This window comes from Pseudoalteromonas sp. J2K-J599 (assembly GCF_059295115.2).
This window is the reverse complement of sequence record NZ_CM200271.1, coordinates 1,559,722-1,580,568: the sequence shown is the minus strand read 5'-3', so window position 1 is coordinate 1,580,568 and position 20,847 is coordinate 1,559,722. Positions and strand designations below refer to the sequence as shown.

At 39.7% G+C, this 20,847-nt stretch carries 15 protein-coding genes; 3 read left to right on the top strand and 12 right to left on the bottom strand.

All coding sequences use genetic code 11. The features are described from left to right. Window positions 1-2: 2 nt before the first annotated feature. Window positions 3-581, bottom strand: a complete 579-nt coding sequence (locus AC5NT5_RS07155) for a type 1 glutamine amidotransferase domain-containing protein (protein WP_024595007.1) — start codon at window positions 579-581, stop codon at window positions 3-5. Window positions 582-939: 358 nt separating this feature from the next. Further along, window positions 940-1,209: an HU family DNA-binding protein gene (locus tag AC5NT5_RS07150; protein WP_007375441.1), complete on the bottom strand. Its 270-nt coding sequence runs from the start codon at window positions 1,207-1,209 to the stop codon at window positions 940-942. Window positions 1,210-1,400: 191 nt separating this feature from the next. Between AC5NT5_RS07150 and AC5NT5_RS07145 the strand changes: the two genes are divergently transcribed. Together AC5NT5_RS07145 and AC5NT5_RS07140 are read left to right on the top strand one after the other, a co-directional pair. After that, complete coding sequence (locus AC5NT5_RS07145) at window positions 1,401-1,976, top strand: inner membrane-spanning protein YciB (protein ID WP_494513168.1); 576 nt, start codon at window positions 1,401-1,403, stop codon at window positions 1,974-1,976. A gap of 77 nt (window positions 1,977-2,053) precedes the next feature. Further along, entirely contained in the window at window positions 2,054-2,695 is a 642-nt protein-coding gene (locus tag AC5NT5_RS07140; protein ID WP_002961594.1) for a CPBP family intramembrane glutamic endopeptidase, read from the top strand. Between the two features lie 134 nt (window positions 2,696-2,829). On the opposite strand, the gene AC5NT5_RS07135 is transcribed toward AC5NT5_RS07140, so the two are convergent. The 8 genes from AC5NT5_RS07135 to AC5NT5_RS07100 form a co-directional block, all read right to left on the bottom strand. Further along, entirely contained in the window at window positions 2,830-4,710 is a 1,881-nt protein-coding gene (locus tag AC5NT5_RS07135) for a hypothetical protein (RefSeq protein WP_494513169.1), read from the bottom strand. A 9-nt stretch (window positions 4,711-4,719) separates the two neighbouring features. After that, window positions 4,720-5,811 carry a hypothetical protein gene (locus tag AC5NT5_RS07130; RefSeq protein WP_165721479.1) on the bottom strand — a complete coding sequence of 364 codons (1,092 nt, stop codon included), beginning with the start codon at window positions 5,809-5,811 and terminating at the stop codon, window positions 4,720-4,722. A gap of 62 nt (window positions 5,812-5,873) precedes the next feature. Continuing rightward, a complete protein-coding gene (locus AC5NT5_RS07125) occupies window positions 5,874-8,906 on the bottom strand; it encodes a hypothetical protein (protein WP_494513170.1) in 3,033 nt (1,010 codons plus the stop codon). 501 nt (window positions 8,907-9,407) lie between these two features. After that, window positions 9,408-10,574, bottom strand: coding sequence for a 2-methylaconitate cis-trans isomerase PrpF (gene prpF, locus AC5NT5_RS07120; RefSeq protein WP_494513171.1), 1,167 nt, complete (start codon window positions 10,572-10,574; stop codon window positions 9,408-9,410). An 11-nt stretch (window positions 10,575-10,585) separates the two neighbouring features. After that, entirely contained in the window at window positions 10,586-13,195 is a 2,610-nt protein-coding gene (gene acnD / locus AC5NT5_RS07115) for a Fe/S-dependent 2-methylisocitrate dehydratase AcnD (RefSeq protein WP_494513172.1), read from the bottom strand. A gap of 130 nt (window positions 13,196-13,325) precedes the next feature. Further along, the gene (gene prpC / locus AC5NT5_RS07110; RefSeq protein ID WP_494513173.1) at window positions 13,326-14,450 is read right to left on the bottom strand and encodes a bifunctional 2-methylcitrate synthase/citrate synthase; all 1,125 of its coding nucleotides are present in this window, start codon (window positions 14,448-14,450) and stop codon (window positions 13,326-13,328) included. Window positions 14,451-14,755: 305 nt separating this feature from the next. Next, the gene (prpB, locus tag AC5NT5_RS07105; protein WP_494513174.1) at window positions 14,756-15,634 is read right to left on the bottom strand and encodes a methylisocitrate lyase; all 879 of its coding nucleotides are present in this window, start codon (window positions 15,632-15,634) and stop codon (window positions 14,756-14,758) included. Between the two features lie 244 nt (window positions 15,635-15,878). Then, entirely contained in the window at window positions 15,879-16,565 is a 687-nt protein-coding gene (locus AC5NT5_RS07100; RefSeq protein ID WP_007582477.1) for a GntR family transcriptional regulator, read from the bottom strand. A 265-nt stretch (window positions 16,566-16,830) separates the two neighbouring features. Between AC5NT5_RS07100 and rsmF the strand changes: the two genes are divergently transcribed. Continuing rightward, window positions 16,831-18,282, top strand: coding sequence for a 16S rRNA (cytosine(1407)-C(5))-methyltransferase RsmF (gene rsmF / locus AC5NT5_RS07095; RefSeq protein WP_494513175.1), 1,452 nt, complete (start codon window positions 16,831-16,833; stop codon window positions 18,280-18,282). Between the two features lie 1,132 nt (window positions 18,283-19,414). Here rsmF and AC5NT5_RS07090 read toward each other — a convergent pair. Further along, entirely contained in the window at window positions 19,415-20,116 is a 702-nt protein-coding gene (locus AC5NT5_RS07090; RefSeq protein WP_494513176.1) for a VpsP family polysaccharide biosynthesis protein, read from the bottom strand. After that, window positions 20,109-20,837, bottom strand: coding sequence for a tyrosine-protein phosphatase (locus AC5NT5_RS07085; RefSeq protein ID WP_494513177.1), 729 nt, complete (start codon window positions 20,835-20,837; stop codon window positions 20,109-20,111). The genes AC5NT5_RS07090 and AC5NT5_RS07085 overlap by 8 nt, the downstream gene beginning before the upstream one ends. Window positions 20,838-20,847: the final 10 nt, after the last annotated feature.

Here is a 20,847-nt window from a genome sequence, read left to right as displayed (position 1 = left end):
AATTAGTGAGCTTGGTGTTTACCCTCTAAAATCTCTTCAATAAACTTAGCATTAAATGCTTCTAAATCAGCTGGGCTTCGGCTTGTTACCAAACCTTGGTCTACACATACTTCTTGATCAACCCAATTAGCACCTGCATTAATTAAATCGCTTTTAATACTAGGAAAAGAAGTAATAGTGCGGTCGCGCAATTTATTAATTTCAGCTAACAACCACGGTGCGTGGCAAATAGCAGCAACGGGTTTGTTTTTTTCTGCGCCAAAAAAGCCATCAATAAATGCTTTAGCATCTTTATCTTGGCGTAAACTGTCTGGATTAAATAAACCACCAGGAAGCATAAGCGCGTCATAATCAGCAGGATCCGCGTTTGTAACTAGTTTATCTACTGTTACTTTATCGCCCCACTTGTCTTCATCCCAGCCAGTAATTTGGCCTTCTTTAATTGATACTATTTCGATGTTTGCACCAGCATCAAGTAATGCGCTGCGTGGAGATAAAAGCTCACTTTGCTCAAATCCATCAGTGGCTAAAATTGCGATTTTTTTGCCTTGTAAACGTGTGCTTGTTTGTAATGTACTCATTGAGATCTCCTTATTTTCTTAAAAGGTATATTTAAAATACACAATCAAAAAAGCACGATGCGTGCCGATAACAAGTAATTGAAAATAAAGGAGTTAATTTAAGTGGAATTTATAATGCCATGTAAATCATTTAGAAGGGATGAAAAAACTACATAGATCAGACATAGCTTTGCTACTTGGTGATTTAAATACAGAAGCTTCGCTTCTCGCGTGAGCAAGCCCAACGCCTACAACTAACGCTCGCCATTATGTTTATTTTGTAGACGCACAACTTGTTGGCGTGATGGGTAAAGCCCATAATTTTATGTTTAATAGCTCCTAGCAAAGCTCAGTCAACGACCAAGCTAAGTAATGCTATTTAAAGCAGATCTTTTAACGCCTTAGCAGGTTTAAAAACCGCTTTATTTGCGCCTTCTATTTCAATTGCAGCCCCTGTTTGTGGGTTACGCCCAGTACGCGCTGGGTAATAACTTAGTGCAAAGGTACCAAAGCCATTAATTTGAACTTGATCGCCCTCAGAAAGCGATTTAGTAATGACTTTTTGCAAGCTTGAAAGTGCCGCTTGAGAATCTTTTTTTGTTAATTCACTTTTGTGTGCAATGGCAGCAACGAGTTCTGCTTTATTCATTTTAGGCTCCTAAATACACGCCAAATCAGTGTTGGTTAAGCGTGGGAATATGATGATATGAAAAATACCAAACCAAATTGGTAATAAAGCCACGCAGGCTAAGGGTTACAGTGCAACAAGTCAACCTTGTAGTTGCTAAGCTTTATGTGGTAAAAAGCCTTTGACTCTTTTTTGTATAATTTAGGTAGTATATGCACGCATTAATTGAATACATTCCACTCATACTGTTTTTTGCAGTGTTTAAACTCGTCGATATTTATTGGGCTACCGGTTTATTAATGGCCACTACGCTTATTCAAGTTGCTTATAGCTACTTTAAACATGGCAATGTGCCTACTCGTCATTGGATATTTTTTAGCATTGCTGCCGTGTTTGGTACGCTAACGCTGGTACTTCATGATGAGCAATACATTAAATGGAAAGCAACACTGATATATGCAGGTTTAAGTTTAACGTTACTTGTTAGCCGTTATGTACTTAATAAAAATCTCGTTAAAAAAGCGCTTAGCTCAATCCTCGAAAACGCTAATGATACAAAGCAAGCCATTGTTGTCCCAGAACCGTTATGGGATAAGCTTAATTTAATGTGGGTTGTAATTACTGCTGGCATCGCAGCACTAAACATTTATATTGCATATAATTTTTCGCTCGACTTTTGGGTTAACTTTAAAGTGTTTGGTTTAATGGGTATTACTTTTGTAAGCATTTTTGCCACCATTATTGCCTTGTACAAATACCTCCCTAATGAAGAAGAACCAGTAAAGTAATTTATAGATAACTAATATCGTCATAAAAGTGTCGTCTTAGCTTGTTAGCTTATTAAAAAAAGCAAGTTGAGACGACCTTGAACGCTAACCAATACCGCTGGTTTGAATTTACCCTCATTTTTATATTACTGCCCTTGTTGGGTTTTGGATTACGCGAGCATTTAGCTAATTGGCTTATCCCTGCGCTTATTATACTTATGAGTGTGTGTTGTATGTTGCTACTAGGCGATCCCCATTTTAAACGGTTTAGACTCACAAGCCTTGGGCAATTTTCTGCTGTTAAAAGGCGTGTGTTTAGCTTCTTTTTTTTAGGTGCGCTGTTCTCAGGCATGTTTTACGGGATTATTCATCAAGGCAACTGGTTTACCCTTCCCCGTAACTCGTTTAATGATTGGCTTTTACTGTTGGTGCTGTATCCAATACTGTCGGTTATTCCTCAAGAATTAATATTCCGAACGTATTTTTTTCATCGTTATAAACGCATCATGCCAAAAAAAGCAGTGCGTATTGTAGTCAGTGCGAGTGTATTTGCGCTGGCGCATATTGTGTATGCAAATTGGATTGCAGTAGCCTTAGCCTTTTTGGGCGGTTTACTGTTTGCGTATACCTACGCACAAAGCCGCTCAACGGTCGTGTGTGTTATTGAACACAGCTTATGGGGGCTATGGATGTTTACACTTGGGATTGGCAGCTACCTCGATTCAGGCGCATTTAACTAATATAACAAACATTAAAAAATCCGATACTAGAAAACTAATACCGGATTTCGAATAGTTATAAAAACACTTCACTCATCGCAAAAAGCGCTGAGCTGTAAGGCATATGCTGAGTTTTTAATTATTTAATCTAATGGTTAAAATAACGACTCAAACTCACCATTTGGAAATAAAACACCAGGAATACCACGTACCGCAGTAACATCAGCTAGTTTAGTATCACCAAAATATAAACCGCCACTGTAATTACGGCCCTTTTGCTTTACATCTAACCAACGTCCATTTTCGCCTTTCGCTATTAGATTAATGTTGCCACTAACATCACGAATACGTAAATCTAACGCGCGATTTTGTATGCTAACAAATATATCTGTAGAGGTAAGTTCTGATAGGTTTTCCACATCGCCTACGTACGCAAATTTAAAATCGCTTGCACCACTCAATGGAAAATCTAATTCAAAAGTAAATGCTAAATCGTCATTATCTTCACCAACAAAAGGCGAAGCCTCTACTGCTGTGATATGAAATGCAGTGTTTTGAATGTCGCTTACGTAATCACCATTAAAATCAAAAGTAGATAACGTGGTTGACTCCTCACCTAGTGAATTAACAAAACGGTTTAAATTTACTGATAAATCACCTTCGAGTTTACCCGCTGCTTTATTGATAATTACGTTGGTGGTTACCTGTGTAATACCCGTATCGGCTTCTGGGTTTAATTCACTTTGAGCATCTATGCCATCAAACTCAATCAGCAACTCACTTACATCCACACTTAATACCGTAGTACCATTTGTGACCGTTGCGCTCATTACACCTTCGATTTTATTACCTAATACACCACTTACTCTGAAAGTTGGAATTGATAAATCAATTGTTATAGGTAACTCATCATATGTGCCAGTTATAGCCCAAGTATAAGGTGATTGGCTGTAATCAATATCTAAGTCACGAAGTTTATACTGTCCTGATGGTGTAGAGCCATCAGCTAGTGGTGAATAATTTGTAATAACTTCGTTTAAAGCATTAGTAAGTGCATCAAGGGTTCTTTGTGTGTCTTCATCAAACGCATCCTCAAGCTCAGCAAATTTTACGTCTAATTCATCTGAATAGCTTTTTTCTTGAAGTCTTGCAGCACCTATAATATTTCGTGTATCAACAAGTAACTCTCTTGAATCTAAGCTTTGAACTTCTGTTGAGCGAGCCTGCCAATTTGTAAATGTAGTTACACTTGCGATCGTTTGCTTAACTTGACCTGCAACGTTTGGTAGTAATCCATTACCTTGGTCGCTAAATAAGTTATCTGTAACATACTGCGCTGCTAAATCGCTATAATCTTCCCATGCCTGTTGGTCAGTCTCTGAGTTAGTAAATGCATTAAAAGCACTTTCAACACTAAACGTACTATCAGCAACACCAGCTAAAATTGCTGCGTAAGTAAATGCATTAGTAACCATTTCCGCTTCAACACTTGCATTTAAATTGCTGTGCGTTAAATGATAAAAAGGTGTGGCTGATAAACTAGCTTGCGTAGCACTAAAGCCTTCATCTGTAATTGCTTTACTCAATGGCGATAAATAAACTGTATTTACACCCGGTGCACTAAATGCATCTGCTTTGTAATTAAGAGTAACGGCTGTCAATTCTTGGTAGTCTATTAAACGGTTTGCGTTTAAGTCATTTACATCACCACGGACTGTTCTGCCACACCCTGTAAAGCGCGGACAAGGTAGAGCCATATCACTCGGTATAAACTCAAAACTATTAAAAGTAAGTGGAGTTACACTTACACTCAAAGTATTAATGTTTTCGACTTCAATTGATTCTTGCACCACCCCATCGCTATCTAAAACATTAAGCGTGCCCTGTGGTGATTGCCAATTAGATACATAAAAACTCACAGAAGAAGATGTAGCAATTTCACTCACTGCAACAGATTCTGAACTGTCACTGTCTGATGAAGAACCACAACCTACTAATGCAATAGCTACCCCTAAAGGTATAATTTGTTTTAACATCTTCATTCCTTAAAACTTAATGTTCACGTACCAATTCACATTCGCATAATAGGCTTTATCTAAATCTAAGCTATCAGTTTGTAAATTAAGACCAAAATATTCGTTTTCTATACCAACTAAAAATGCTTCACTTTTTGTCTCGTAGCCTGCCTGTACTTTCCAATGATCCCAAAAGTGTATACGGCCTTTTAATTGGCTGAACGTGTCTTTGTCGTAACGTTTTAAAGTTAACTGAGTCGAAAATCGGTCGTTTATTCTGTAATCGGCAAATGCTTGTAGTCGCATTTCCATTTCTAAATCATGAGATACCGTATTTCCAAATGCAGATGTTTTTAATGAAACTGTTGGCTGAGTAATAATATCGCCGTTGTCATCTTCGCTAAATGGAATTTCAGTAGTTTGACCTTTTACAGAGCCGCTGTCTTCGTACTCTGTTTTATAGAGTAAATCTTTTACGCTAAAACCAACTTGAAGCTCATCATTTACTTGCCAATCAGCAAAAATATCGAGGCTATAGCCAAGCCCTTCAGGTTTTTCTGAAGGTGAAAACTTTTTAAATAATATGTCTTTTGAAAAGTTGTAATCAACAGTTACAGCGCCTTCAACTTCATCACTATAAATTTCACCATTTACAGTGGCATCTTGATAGTGTGAGCTGGCAAAAACAGAAAGTTTAGGTGTTATTGTTAATGCATTTTTATCTAAAAATTTAAAATCATAAGATACAAATACACCGTTAGACGTTGCTTGTTTAGCATCAAGGTAATATGTATAAAATCTATCTTCAAACTCTAGATCATTTTTTTCGGTATGAGTATATTTGGCTGTATCAGGATCAAAGTTAAGAACATAGTCGTAACGACTTTGTAAACCTACCTTAAAATTACCGTAGCCAACACCTACTTCAAATATATTATAGGTAAATGCACTGTCACCCGATTTTAATGGAGCATCAAAATCATCTACAAAAGCTTGTACTGGTTGTGCTTCAGTATAAATTTCTGCGTCAAAATGAGTAAATATTTGAAATTGGTTATCTGCGGAAGCAAGAGGAGAAATAAAAGCTGTTGAAAATCCTAACAAGAGAATTTTTTTTTTCATAATTTAATCGCTTTCTATAAAAAAAGGGAAAAGCACTGCTTTCCCCTTTTATAGTTTAAATATTACTTAGATGAATCAATTAAATCAACATCAGTATAATCAACTACGTCACCATCAATGTAAGTAATTGAAAGACCGTTTGTTGTTTTAGTTGCAGTACCAAAAGACATCATCATCTCATTGTACATAGCCATAACGTCACCAGTGTAACCTGCACTTTCATTACCAGTAATAGACAATGTATAACCCATTGCATTATTTACAGTAATATCTAGAGCACTTGTCTCTTCCATATCACTATCAATAAATGTAGCCATTACTTTAAAGTCTACATCACCAGAAACACCTTCTAATGTAATAGAACCTGAATCTGTTGCATCATCAGCTGTAATGCTTAACACGCCATCAAAGCCTGAATCGCCATCAACAATTTCAACATGGTTCGACATCTCAGTCATTATGATTTCTGCATCATCTACATTTTCAGCCGTCACTGCGCCATCAAAAGTAAATACTAAACATGAATCAATTTGAGTTGAATCAATTGTACCAGCGGCAAATTCAACACAATCTGTAAGTGCTTGTGTTTGTGTATCAGCAGTTACAAGCTTAACTGAAGCGTCATTTTCACCTACTAGCGTAGCACCCCAAGCAACAACAAGCTGATTGTCTTGATAAGATGCAGCTGCGCTGATCATCTCACCTGTAGTCGCATTGCTAAGCATTAGCGTAAGATCATCTAAATTATAAGCATAATCCCAATCAGCATTACGAGTTGAAGTACCTGTACCTGAGTTATTACCCATTTCAGCTAATTCATCAATTACGTCGGCAAGAACGTCTGCTGCATCGATAACCGCTTGACCGCCAGTGTTAGTAAGCACAGTCATAGTCGATAATGACTCTGATGTAGCTTTAACAGAAGTTAGTACTTCAAGTTTAGCAACCGCCGCTTCAGCAACAAGTTGTAGGTTATAAGCTGTTACAAATTGCTCGCTAGCTAGTTCACCTTGAGCTACAGCAGCTGTTTGCATAGCTGTAAGCGCATCAATCATTGCTTGTGCGCCTTCGCCTTCAAGGTCTAGGTAAGCATTAGCAGCAACTAGTGCTTGCTCAATAGCAATTTCAAGTGCATCAACAGCAGCAGCAAAATCAGACGCAGCAGTAACAGCAGTCATAGCAAGCTCAAGAGCTTCAGTTGCGTTTGCGGCTGTATCTACCATTGCACCTTCTGCGTTAGCAAGTGCGCTTGTAGAAGCTGCTTCAGCTGTGTCTGCTGCTGATTTTTTCTCATCAGCAACGTCTGCAGTGTCTTCAGCAACTAGTTTTGCAGCAGCAAGAGCAATATCAAACGTTTCAATCGCTGCTTCTGCTTCCGCTACTAGTGCAGCTAATGCAGCGTCGTATGCAACGGTGTCAGTTACAGCAACACCTGCATCTGTTTGTAAAGACGTTGCAGAATCAAGAATCTGTTGGTAATCAGAGCTTTGAGTAACTAACGCTTTTGCAGCAGTTACATAACCTTGTGATTTAACAAAAATAGAACCCGCTTTAGCTGTTAAACCAGCAGTAGCAGCTTCATTTTTCAGTAATGTTACAGCGCTTACAAATGCAGCTGCGTTATCAGCTGTAAGAGCATCGCCACCCATTGCTTGAACATCAGCAAGTGAACTTTGAGCTGTTTCAATATCCATTTCTAATGCAGTAAGTGCAGTCTGTGAAGCTGTAACTTCTACTGTTAAAGCAGCTGCTAGAGCTGTATAAAAATCATCTCCAACTGTACACTCTGCACCAGTACAACTAATTACTTCTAGTGCTTTTTTAACTTTTACTGCAGCGGCTGCAAGGCCGGCATCAGTTGCTGCACCATTTTTAACAGCTTTGTCTTTAGCTGCTTTTGCTTTTTTAGCAATACCTACTGAATTAGCGGCAAACGCATCAATTTGTGCTTGTGTTGCATTAGGGTTGTTAATAGAGAATGCCGCTTTTAAAGCGTTTTCAATTGCAGTTTCATCACCCGTTGCTACAGCAACAAAAATGTTTGCAGTATTTGTAATTGCTGTTTGTAACATTGTAGCTATTGCAGCAATGCCAGCGTCAGTATTACCTTTAAACTGGCCTGATTTAATACCAGCTTTAATGCTGCTCATTACATCACCAATTGAAGGTAAACCTTGAATTGAAGATGAAAGCTGTGCAATTGCTAAAATACCGTCAGTAAGTTCTTCTTCGCCATCAACATTGCTTAAATCTACAGCGCCGCCGTTAGATAAATCGCCAATAATAGCAGAAAGTAAAAGTGCTGCGTCTTGACCCATTACTTGTACAACAGTGTTTAAGCTAGCTGTAGCAATAGCGTCTTCATCTACACTTGAACCTGAGTCAAGAAGAAGACCTGCCACTAACGATGTTAAAAAAGTAACATTAGCTTTATAAGAACCTATAACATTATCGTCGCCAGCTGCACCGCTCGCTCCAGATGTATCTGCTTCAACAGCTGGAATAAACTTAACAACAGAAAGCTCTAGGTCAGTTTTGTACCATTCGCCAAACTCAATATCAGTATCGCCATCATTTTCGTCGTCAACTTCTGGCGCTTCATCGTAAGTGCCACAACCTACGTAAGCATCACAACGTAAAAAGCTATCATCGCCTTCTTCAGACGTTTTAACAGTAATGTAAACAGGTCCAGTAAAATCATCATCTAGGTAGATGCTGTAACGACCGTTTTCATCAGTTAGCACTTCAGGGTTAGCGGCAATTTTACTTGCTTCTACCGCTGCATCTGCAGCATCTTGTGATAGTGCTTCTTCAGAAAAAGACTCAGCCTCTGCTGAAGCAGCTGAGCGAAATGCAACAGGAACGCTTTGACCAGATGCATCTAAAGTCATTACAGTTACTACTGCACTTTTCATTGAACCTTTAACTGCTTTACCTGTTACTTCAATGTTAAATTGTGCATCGCCCGTTGCAGTGAAAGATTCTACAGGTGTAACAGGAATATTTCTGTCGTTATCAGAACCACATGCTGTTAAGCCTAATGTAAGTGCAACTGAAGCTGCAATAGGTGTAAATTTGATCGTACGCTTTACCATTTATTTCTCCTTGATAGCCTGGAATGAGTATCAGAAATTAGTTTAGTTGATAGTGATTTATGTAAGCTTTTATATTCAAAAAGCATCAAAAAAGTACACAATCATAACTTTTGTTACTAGAACATTAAAAATACCATTAAGCTATATAGTTATGCTACATATTTATACGTTTTATAGAAGTATTTATCTTTATTCTATGAGCTACTTCTTTATCAGCATCTCTATTATTCAATAACCTATAGACACTCATAAAGAACCAGCACATATTGATACAATATATTCACTTTATTAAATGAATATTACATATAATCTAGTTTGTTAATTATATTCTTCAAGTAAATGCGGTGGATGAGAGCGAAAAAAGACGATAATTCGAAAAATTAATGAAAAAGGATTATTTCTAACGAGTGTGAGTAGGTTTTACTTTAGCTAAGCAAACGTTTATAAAATTTGTTTGCTTAACTAAAATAAATGTTTAGTTGCGCTTAACTTCACCAGTGATTAGTAAGGGACTCTTACAACCCCTTCCATTAATACACGTGCACTTCGGCTCATACTTGCTTTGGTAACTAGCCAGTTGCCAGCATTATTTTTAGCCTCAGCACCTACTTTTAGCGTGCCCGACGGGTGACCAAAGTTAACTTCACTCAATGCACCGCCACCAGCGGCTATATTTACGAGTGTGCCTTCAATTGCTGCGGCAGTGCCAATAGCTACAGCGGCTGTGCCCATCATGGCATGATGCAGTTTACCCATCGACATTGCGCGCACGAGTAAGTTAATGTTGGCAGCCTCAATAAATTTACCGCTAGATGCAGCGTAATCTAAAGGCGCTGCAACAAACGCAACCTTTGGTGTATGTTGGCGAGCTTGCGCTTCACTAATATTAGTGATTAAGCCCATTTTAACGGCGCCATAAGCGCGAATGGTTTCAAGCTTTTTAAGCGCTGCAACATCGTTATTTATATCGTCTTGCAGCTCTGTGCCGGTATAATTAATATCAGCGGCGTTAATAAATACAGTAGGAATACCTGCATTTATCATGGTTGCTTTTAGAGTACCAACACCTGGAACCTCTAAGTCATCAACTACGTTACCTGTTGGGAATAACGCGCCATCGCCATCAGCGGGGTCTATAAATTCAAGTTTTACTTCAGCTGCAGCAAATGTAACGCCATCGAGCTCAAAATCACCGGTTTCTTGTACTTCGCCATTGGTCATAGGGACATGCACTAATATGCTTTTATTAATATTAGCCTGCCACACACGCACAATAGCAACACCGTTATTAGGTACTCTGCTTTTATCGACCAAACCATTACTAATAGCAAAAGCCCCCACTGCTGACGTTAAGTTGCCGCAGTTACCGCTCCAATCTACAAAAGGTTTATCTATCGCCACTTGACCAAACAAGTAATCAACATCGTGGTCTGCTTGCTCACTTTTACTTAGGATTACGGTTTTACTGGTGCTTGATGTAGCGCCGCCCATTCCATCCGTTTGTTTGGCATACGGATCGGGGCTGCCAATAACACGCAGTAATAAATTATCGCGCGCCTCGCCTGCTACTTGAGCAGGCTTTGGCAAATCAGTTAAATTAAAAAACACACCTTTACTGGTGCCGCCACGCATATAGGTTGCAGGCACTTTAATTTGCGGTTTAAACATAGTGTTTGCCCTTATGCAGATTGCGTTGCTTCTAAAAAGTCTTGAGCAAAGCGTTGTAACACACCACCAGCCGCGTAAATAGAAAGCTCTTCTTGGGTATCGATACGGCACTTCATAGGCACAGTAAGCACTTCACCGTCTTTACGGGTAATACTTAAATTAACGGTAGCACCTGGTTTTAAATCGCCCGTTACATCGTACGTTTCACTGCCATCCAGCTTTAGGGTTTTACGCGTTGTGCCTGCTTTAAACTCAAGCGGTAAAACCCCCATACCAATTAAGTTAGTACGGTGAATACGCTCAAAGCCCTCAGCTGCGATTACTTCAACGCCTGCAAGCCTTACGCCTTTTGCAGCCCAATCGCGCGACGAACCTTGACCGTAATCGGCACCGGCTACGATAATAAGCGGCTGTTTACGCTCCATGTAGGCTTCGATTGCTTCCCACATACGGGTATTAGTGCCTTGTGGCTCTAGGCGAGCGTAAGAACCTTGCTTAACGTCGCCGTTTTCATCAAGCACCATTTCATTAAGTAGTTTTGGGTTTGCAAAGGTTGCGCGCTGCGCTGTTAAATGATCGCCCCGGTGCGTTGCGTACGAATTGTAATCTTCCTCTGGCACATTCATTTTGGTCAGGTATTCGCCAGCAGCACTACTTGGCATAATTGCGTTTGATGGCGATAAATGATCCGTTGTAATGTTATCGCCAAGTACAGCAAGCGCGCGCATACCGGTCATAGTGCGCTCACCCGCAAGTGCACCTTCCCAATAAGGAGGGCGACGAATGTAGGTGCTTTCTGGGCGCCAATCGTAAAGAGGATCGTTATCTTCACCGTAATCTACGGTTAAATTAAACATCGGCTCGTATACTTTTCTAAATTGCTCAGGCTTAACACTTTGCTTAATAACCGCATCAATCTCTTCATCTGATGGCCATAAATCTTTAAGCGTAATATCGTTGCCTTGTTGATCTTGCCCTAGTATCCCTTTTTCAATATCAAAGCGAATAGTACCTGCAATAGCGTACGCAACAACTAAAGGAGGTGACGCTAAAAATGCTTGCTTAGCATAAGGATGAATCCGCCCATCAAAGTTACGATTACCTGAAAGTACAGCCGTTGCGTATAAATCACGTTCAATTACTTCTTTTTGAATCTCAGGGTCAAGCGCCCCGCTCATACCGTTGCACGTTGTACACGCAAAACCAACAATGCCAAAGCCAAGTTGCTCAAGCTCTGTTAGTAGGTTTGCATCTTCAAGGTATGATTGCACTGCTTTTGAGCCTGGTGCTAATGAAGTTTTAACCCAAGGTTTGCGCATTAAACCCTTAGCATTTGCATTACGGGCAAGGAGTGCTGCAGCAATTACATTGCGTGGATTACTGGTATTGGTACAACTAGTAATAGCGGCAATAATACATGCGCCGTCTGGCATTAAGCCTTCTTCATTTTCAACAACGCCCGAAATACCTTCTTTAGCTAAATCGCTTGTCGATACACGGCGGTGCGGATTAGATGGACCCGCAATATTGCGCCCCACGCTTGATAAATCAAACTTAAGCACACGCTCATACTTTGCGGTTTTTAAGCTATCGCTCCAAAGACCTGCTGTTTTTGCGTAGTTTTCTACAAGGGCAATTTGTTCTTCTTCACGCCCTGTTAAACGCAAGTAATCTATTGTTTTATCATCGATATAAAACATGGCTGCAGTTGCGCCAAATTCAGGTGTCATGTTCGAAATGGTTGCTCTGTCACCAAGTGTAAGCGCGTCGGCACCTTCACCGTAAAACTCTAAATAAGTAGATACTACACGTTGTTCGCGTAAAAATTCAGTAATCGCTAGTACAATATCGGTTGCGGTAATACCTGGTTGGCGCTTACCTGTTAGCTCAACACCGACAATATCAGGCAAGCGAATATAAGAAGCACGGCCAAGCATAACGCTTTCAGCTTCAAGCCCGCCTACACCCACAGCAATAACACCCAGCGCATCAACATGAGGCGTGTGGCTGTCGGTACCAACTAGTGTATCTGGAAATGCAATGCCATCTCGGTTTTGAATAACCGGCGACATTTTTTCAAGGTTAATTTGATGCATAATGCCGTTACCCGGTGGAATAACATCAATATTTTTAAACGCAGTTTTTGTCCAGTTTATAAAGTGAAAACGGTCGTCATTTCGTCTATCTTCAATGGCGCGGTTTTTTTCAAATGCGTCAGGATCAAAACCGGCATGCTCTACCGCTAGTGAATGATCCACTATTAACTGCGTGGGTACCACAGGGTTCACTTTTGCCGGATCGCCGCCTTTGGCTGCAATTGCATCACGCAAACCTGCTAAATCAACAAGCGCTGTTTGCCCTAAAATATCGTGGCACACTACCCGCGCCGGATACCACGGAAAATCTAAATCTTGTTTGCGCTCAATTAGCTGATTAAGTGCATCGGTTAACATGGCAGGGTCGCATCGGCGTACTAAGTTTTCGGCAAATACACGTGATGTATAAGGTAGTGTGGCGTATGCACCTGGCTTAATTGCATCCACGGCTTCTTGCGTATCGTAATAGTCGACGTTTGAGCCAGGTAAAGGTTTACGGTATTGGGTGTTATTAATTATGGTCATGGTAAGGGTTCGCTAATTTGGTGACGGTGTTTGCTCACAGCTAGCGTGTTTAATAAAAAGTTTGAAAAAAACTACTCGCTAGTGGCTATGTGCAATAAAAAAGTGAGCACATGCGTGCTCACTCATTTTTTTAACGTGACTCTATTGGTGTGTAACTGCGTGCGTCAGGCCCTGTGTAATCGGCACTTGGGCGAATAATACGGTTGTTAGCGCGCTGCTCTTTTACATGTGCTGTCCAGCCCGTAACACGGCTCATTACAAATATTGGCGTAAATAATTTAGTTGGAATATCCATAAAGTGATAAGCAGACGCATGGAAAAAATCGGCATTACAAAACAGTTTTTTCTCGCGCCACATAATTTCTTCACAACGAACAGACACAGGGTAAAGCACGGTATCGCCCACCTCTGCCGCTAGTTTTTCAGACCACTTTTTAATAATTACATTACGCGGATCAGACTCGCGATAAATAGCATGACCAAAACCCATTATTTTGTCTTTACGTTCAAGCATGCCCATAATTTCTTTCTCAGCATGTTCAGCACTTGTAAAACCTTGAATCATGTCCATTGCCGCTTCGTTAGCACCACCATGTAATGGACCACGCAGCGTACCAATCGCACCAGTTACACAAGAGTGAATATCAGATAAAGTTGAAGCACACACACGCCCTGTAAAAGTAGAGGCGTTAAACTCGTGCTCTGCGTACAAAATTAGTGATACATTCATTACCTGTGCAAACAATTCACTAGGTGCTTTGTCATGTAACAGTGTTAAAAAATGTGCGCCAACTGAGTCGTCATCAGTTTGTGTTTCAATGCGTACGCCATCGTGTGTAAAGCGGTACCAGTAACAAATAATACTTGGGAACACAGCAACCATACGGTCGATTGCATCATTAGCTTGGCTAAAATCAAGCTCCATTTCAAGGTTACCCAACATTGAGCAACCCGTGCGCATTACATCCATTGGGTGCGCGTTTTTAGGAATATTTTCAAGCACGGTTTTAAGTGCATCTGGTAAGCCGCGTAAGCTCTTTAGTTTTGCTTTATATTCTGCCAATTCGCTTGTGTTTGGTAACTCACCACGTGAAAGTAAAAAAGACACTTCTTCAAACTGCGCTTTTTCGGCAAGTTCACTAATATCGTAACCACAATACGTTAAACCAGAACCACTTTGTCCAACAGTACACAATGCTGTTTGACCAGCCACTTGTCCGCGTAAACCTGCGCCGCCTAATGCTTTATCTACCATGATTTTCTCCTATCTTAAATTTGTGTGTGATTGTTGGGCGTATTGAACTTTGTAGATTGGAATTTGTTCAATCTAGGGGCGATTAAATCGCGGCGCGAGGTTTGTAACCTAGTGGACTAAGTAAAAACCGAGCAACAAAGAGATAATCGTCCCTAGAAAGAACCCGACGGGCAACGCATGTTTGGTATTTATGCTGCGTTATCGCCTATTTATGGGGAATAACCACACTGCATAGGCTCTGCCTTGCCTAAACACCAAACATACTGCTGCAAATTCAACCACTAAAGATTAATACGCCCAAATTATTATTTGTCAGATTTTGATGAAAAAAGGTTATCGAGTGTGTTCTCGTACGTGTGGTAATCTAAAAAGTCGTAAAGCTCAGAACGCGTTTGCATATTTTCAATTTGGCTTTGTTGCGAGCCTTCATTTAAAATTGCTGAATACACGTTTAATGCTGCTTTGTTCATGGCTCTAAATGCACTGAGTGGGTAAAGCACCATTTCAACGCCTACATCGCTTAGCTGCTCTTTTGTGTAAATAGGTGTTTGGCCAAACTCAGTAATGTTTGCCAAAATTGGAACGTTAATCGCTTTTGCAAATGCTTGGTAATCAGCAAGGTCGTGTACGGCTTCTGCAAAAATAGCGTCAGCACCTGCTTCAACACAGGCAGCTGCACGGTCTATCGCGGCGTTTAGACCTTCTTTTTGAAATGCATCGGTACGAGCCATAATATAAAAATCGCTATCGGTTTTTGCATCAACCGCCGCTTTAATGCGGTCAACCATTTCACCTTGGCTTACAATTTCTTTATTAGGGCGATGACCACAGCGTTTTTGCGCTACTTGGTCTTCTATATGAAAACCCGCCGCACCCGCTTTAGTCATTTCTTTTACTGTGCGTGCAATATTAAATGCCCCACCCCAACCGGTATCGGCATCCACAAGTAGGGGTAAATCGCTAGCACCAGTAATACGACGAATATCTTCAAGCACGTTATCAAGGCTTGTCATACCCAAATCAGGCATACCAAACGAGGCGTTTGCAACACCGGCACCTGAGAGGTAAATAGCTTGGTGGCCCATTTTTTCTGCCATCATCGCTGTGTATGCGTTAATAGTACCTACAACTTGTAGCGGGCGGTTATTGGCAATAGCCTGTTTAAATTTTAATCCTGCTGACATTACTTTCTCCTCACTTTGAACGGTTGCTACGTGGAGTAACTTATAGTTTTAATCTGTAATTGTGACTGTTTAACTGCTCTACTTAACTTTTAGAAGCTCATACCAATCATTATGGGTATGAGGTCTATTTAACGATAAGAAAATCGTTCTGTAACTAGGCAATAATTTTTATGTTTAGTGGTTCTAAATAAAAAATTTTTAACGACGTTACGGAGCGATTTAATCCGTTAAATTGTTCGAATACTCATATTGATTGGTATACATCAAATTTGGTTTGGATATTTGCTTGCGATGCGCTTATATGGCGCTTCATAAGCATTTCGGCCAATTCACCGTCGTGGTTTTCAATGGCGTTAATAATCGCTAAATGCTCATCAAATGCTTTTGATACACGCGGCCCCACCATGCCCATTTGTACACGGTACATGCGTATTAATTGATAGAGCTCATTACACAGTAGATGAATTAAATGCGCGTTTTTACTGCCTTGAATAATACGGTAATGAAAATCTAAATCGCCGGCTTCTTGGTAATAAGATTCGCCCTCTTTAACACGCTGTGTTTGTAGGTGCTGATTAAGTAATTGCTTTAAGCCTTTTACTTCTTCGGGTTCCATATTGTCGGCAGCAAGCCTACATGCCAAGCCTTCAAGCGAACTGCGAACTTGGTACACTTCAATCAAACGCTCTGCAGTAAGTGCTACTACTCGGCAACCTACGTTAGCTTTACGCTCAACAAGGTAGCAACTTTCTAAGCGATTTAACGCCTCTCTAAGCGTTGCACGGCTTACACCATAACGCTTGGCAAGCTCAGGCTCTGATATTTTACTGCCTTGAACTATACTACCTTCAACAATCTCACGGCGCATATCTACAAATACTTGATCTGATGCGGTAGTTATAGGCGCTTCGTTTAAAAATGTGTGTGTCATAAGTTATTTTTTAGATTGTCGACAATTAATGTGGTTACTATGGGCTTATTAAAAAATCATGTCAACCCTTAAACTTATCAAAATGGCTAAAAAACACACTCATTGTCGACACTATTAACCTAAAGTCACATAAAAATGGTTTTAAAATGGACTAAAACAATGAAGTGTCGACAGGACAATAAATCAGATGTTACGTTTTTAAGCACTGAAAATGCATTATATAAATGCTATTATCGCGCTTTATTTTTATAGTATGAGCTAATGCGTGAACGCCAACACTTTTATTCCTGAGCACTTTATTGATGACGTTAAAACCTATTTACCAGGGCATCTAAACTTAGATGACTTTTTAAATGCGTGTCGTAGGCCCCTCAGAAAATCTATCCGCGTTAATACATTAAAAATTAGCATTGAAGAATTTGTAAAACGTGCAACTGAAAAAAATTGGCTGCTAACCCCCATCCCTTGGTGCAGTGAAGGCTTTTGGTTAGAGCGCCCAAGCGTTGAAGAGCAAAACCTAGCCCTTGGTAATACCGACTTACACCTAAGCGGTGCTATGTACGTGCAAGAGGCAAGCTCAATGCTGCCCCCTATGGCATTGAAGCAAAGCATTGAACTCGCTGACTCTCAAAATAACACCGTGCTTGATATGGCATCAGCACCAGGCTCTAAAACATCGCAACTTGCAGCACTTATGGATAACCAAGGCGTGCTTGTTGCAAACGAGCTTTCGTCATCGCGCCTAAAAGTACTTAGCGCAACGCTCAAACGCATGGGAGTAGGCAACTGTGCGCTCTCGCATTTTGATGGCGTTATATTTGGCAACTACATGTTTGAATGCTTTGATAGCATATTACTAGACGCGCCATGCTCTGGAGAAGGCACGGTACGTAAAGACGCCGACGCACTAAAAAATTGGTCCATAGAATCAAACATACAAATAGCCCAAGTACAAAAAGACTTAATTAAAAGCGCATTTTACGCATTAAAGCCAGGTGGCACCTTAGTGTATTCAACCTGCACACTCACCCCGCTCGAAAATCAACAAGTGTGCGGTTATTTACTCAGTGAATTTGGCGACTATATAGCACCTGAGTCACTCAGTGATTTATTTGAAGGTGCAAGCAAAGCCACAACTAATGAGGGCTATTTACATGTATGGCCGCAAACCTTCGATAGCGAAGGCTTTTTTATTGCTAAATTTAAAAAGCACGCTAGTTGCAACAACCCAAATCAAACAGTAAAAAAAGGTGCATTCCCGTTCAACGAGTTTGATAAAAAGCAAAGTGCCGCGTTTATGCAATCACTTAAAAAGCATTTTGGGTTAACTAACCTGCCTGGCAACCTAATGCAGCGTGACAAAGAACTATGGCTATTTCCTGAGGGGTTTGAAGCCGTGCAAAATAAAATTAAGTACGCACGTTTAGGTATTCAAATTGGCATTATTCATAAAAATGGCGTAAGGCTAACCCATGAGTTTGCAACCGTATTTGGCAACGAGTGCAAAACGAATATTTACGCGTTAAATAACGAGCAAGCCAATGATTATTTTCAAGGTAAAGATATACGCTTAACTGAAGCAACTCAAACAATAGGTGAAGTAGTTTTAACGCTGTGTGGTTGCCCTATCGGGCTGGGTAAATGGCAAAAAAATAAGATCAAAAACTCACTACCACGCGATCTAGTGCAAAATACGCAGTTAATAAGCTGGGGTTAAACTAAAGTACAAATTACGCATAATTAATCTAATCCTTTGTTACCAAATGTAACCAGATGGCAAAATTAGTTATGCTTTATTGAACAGCTTTACTATAGTTTTAAGTACTTTCTTCTTCTCCCTAACGAACCAGAAAGTTTTTAGTTAACGCTAGACTCAATTTAGAGTCAATTTGTAGCCCAGAGGTTTTTAACCTCTGGGCAATTTTTTACGCCGTATAATAACAGTTCAGCTTTTACCAATAAAACAAGTATTCACAAAGAGGTTATGAGACGCTGCGCTTTTAGAGAAGTTATCTATCGATTCGTGAATAGCTTATTTGTTGTCTTCTCATTTACTCCTCATTCACTTCTCTTTGTGCAATTGGTTTATCACATTTAACTTTAACGTAATTAAGCTAAACGATTACAAGTAAGCACAAAACTCTTGTAGGGATACAATACGAGCTGCTTGCTGCCGTTTAAAGCAACGCTTTTACCAATAAAACAAGTATTCACAAAGAGGTTTTGAGACGCTGCGCTTTTAGAAAAGTGATAAATCAGTTAGTTGAATAGATCACTTGGTGTCTTCTCATTTACTCCTCATTCTCTTCTCTTTGTGCAATTGGTTTATCACATTTAACTTTAACGTGAACCCGCTTCACGATTATAAGTAAGCACAATTCTCTTCTAGAGATACAAGACGTGCTGCTTGCTGCCGTTTAAAGCAACGCTTTTACCAATATAACAAGTATTCACAAAGAGGTTTTGAGACGCTGCGCTTTTAGAAAAGTGATAAATCAGTTAGTTGAATAGATCACTTGGTGTCTTCTCATTTGCTCCTCATTCACTTCTCTTTGTGCAATTGGTTTTTCAGATTTAACTTTAACGTGAACCCGCTTCACGATTATAAGTAAGCACAATCCTCTTGTAGAGATACAAGACGTGCTGCTTGCAGGCGTTTAAAAACAACGAGTTTACCGAAAAAACATTCACAAAGAGGTTATGAGTCGCTGCGCTTTTAGAGAAGTGATAAATCAATTCGTGAATAGCTTACTTGGTGTCTACTCATTACTCCTCATTCTCTTCTCTTTGAGCAATTGGTTTTTACATTTTACTTTAACGTAAACAAACTTAACGCATTCGAAACCTACCTAGTTACAATGTTTTTTAAACATCCACCTTGTTCTAACGGCTTCAAAGTGGGGGCCAAATTTAAGCGATAGACATAAAATAGGCAAAGCATCAACTTGCTTAGCCACATCAAAAACTTGATAAAATTTATAACCATATTTAACGGCTAAATTTAGTTCAGCAACATACAATGCTTTATACTTTGGAGGGAGTTGCTGCCAGTTCATTAACGCTATTTGAATAATACCAAGCTGCACATCAAACTTGTACGGTCCGAATTTTTTAGCCTGCTGAATATACTCGTATACGCGCACTGTCGGACCTTCTTGGTAACTAACTACTTGTGCCAGTGCAATCCACGTTTCTGACCATGTTTGCCTTAACTCTAATGATTTTAATAAATCTTTTTCCGCTTGTTGATAAATCAAAAGCTTATTGTTATTTTTCTCGCTGGTTACTGATAGATTGTGCATTTTTATATAAGCACTTAACTGCCAGTAATGAGGCTGGAAAGGGTCTTGGCTTGTTGCGTATGTAATTGCCCTCTCTGCAAGCTCTAGCTCTCCAGAAGTAATTGTGTTTTCAGGCTGCTTTAAAATATTGAGTGCATTAAAATACCATGTATTTGCACGCATACTTTGTAAACTCTGATAACCTATAACTAATGTAGCAACTGCAAGTACTGCAATTTGTATGAGGCGGTTTGTATTTAAATTACTCATTAAACAACGACTCTGTTAGACGCTTAGGGTTGGTAAAAAACAAGTTATGTGCATCATTTTTGCCTATCAACTCGTTCACTATATGCTTAGCTTTACTCAAAATAGGCGGCCTACGCTTAACTGAATGAGCATCAGATGCAACATAGGTTACTAAACCCTTTTTTAGCATATCTATACTAATATTTTTAGCAGTTTCACCCCATGCACCTTCAATGCTTGAAGCGGTTAATTGAAACTCACAACCTAATTGCTTTAAACGCTCAATATAAAAAGGATTAGCTTGAATATCGCGATTACGCTCAGGGTGAGGAATAACTACTTTTATATTTTGTTTAGCTAGCCAATTTATAAACTTATCGTAGCCTTGGGGAACATGCGAATGCGGAAGTTCTAATAATAAATAATTTACTGAATTAAGCGTACCAATAAACGGGAGTTTATTACTAAGCACTAAACTCATTAGCTCTACATCAAGCCTAACTTCAGCGGCCACAGCTAGTTTAATACCAATATTATTTATAAATGCCTGTGCTTTTAAATTAGCAAGCTCGCTATACAATTGCGAAGCCGAATTATTAAATCGCCCAATATGTATATGTGGCGTGGCAACCATATGAGTTATTCCATCATTTTGCGCAATAGTTAATAGTGCTAAAGATTCATTTAAATCTTTAGCACCATCATCAATTCCTGGCAAAATATGGGAATGAATATCAATCATAGATTTGCAT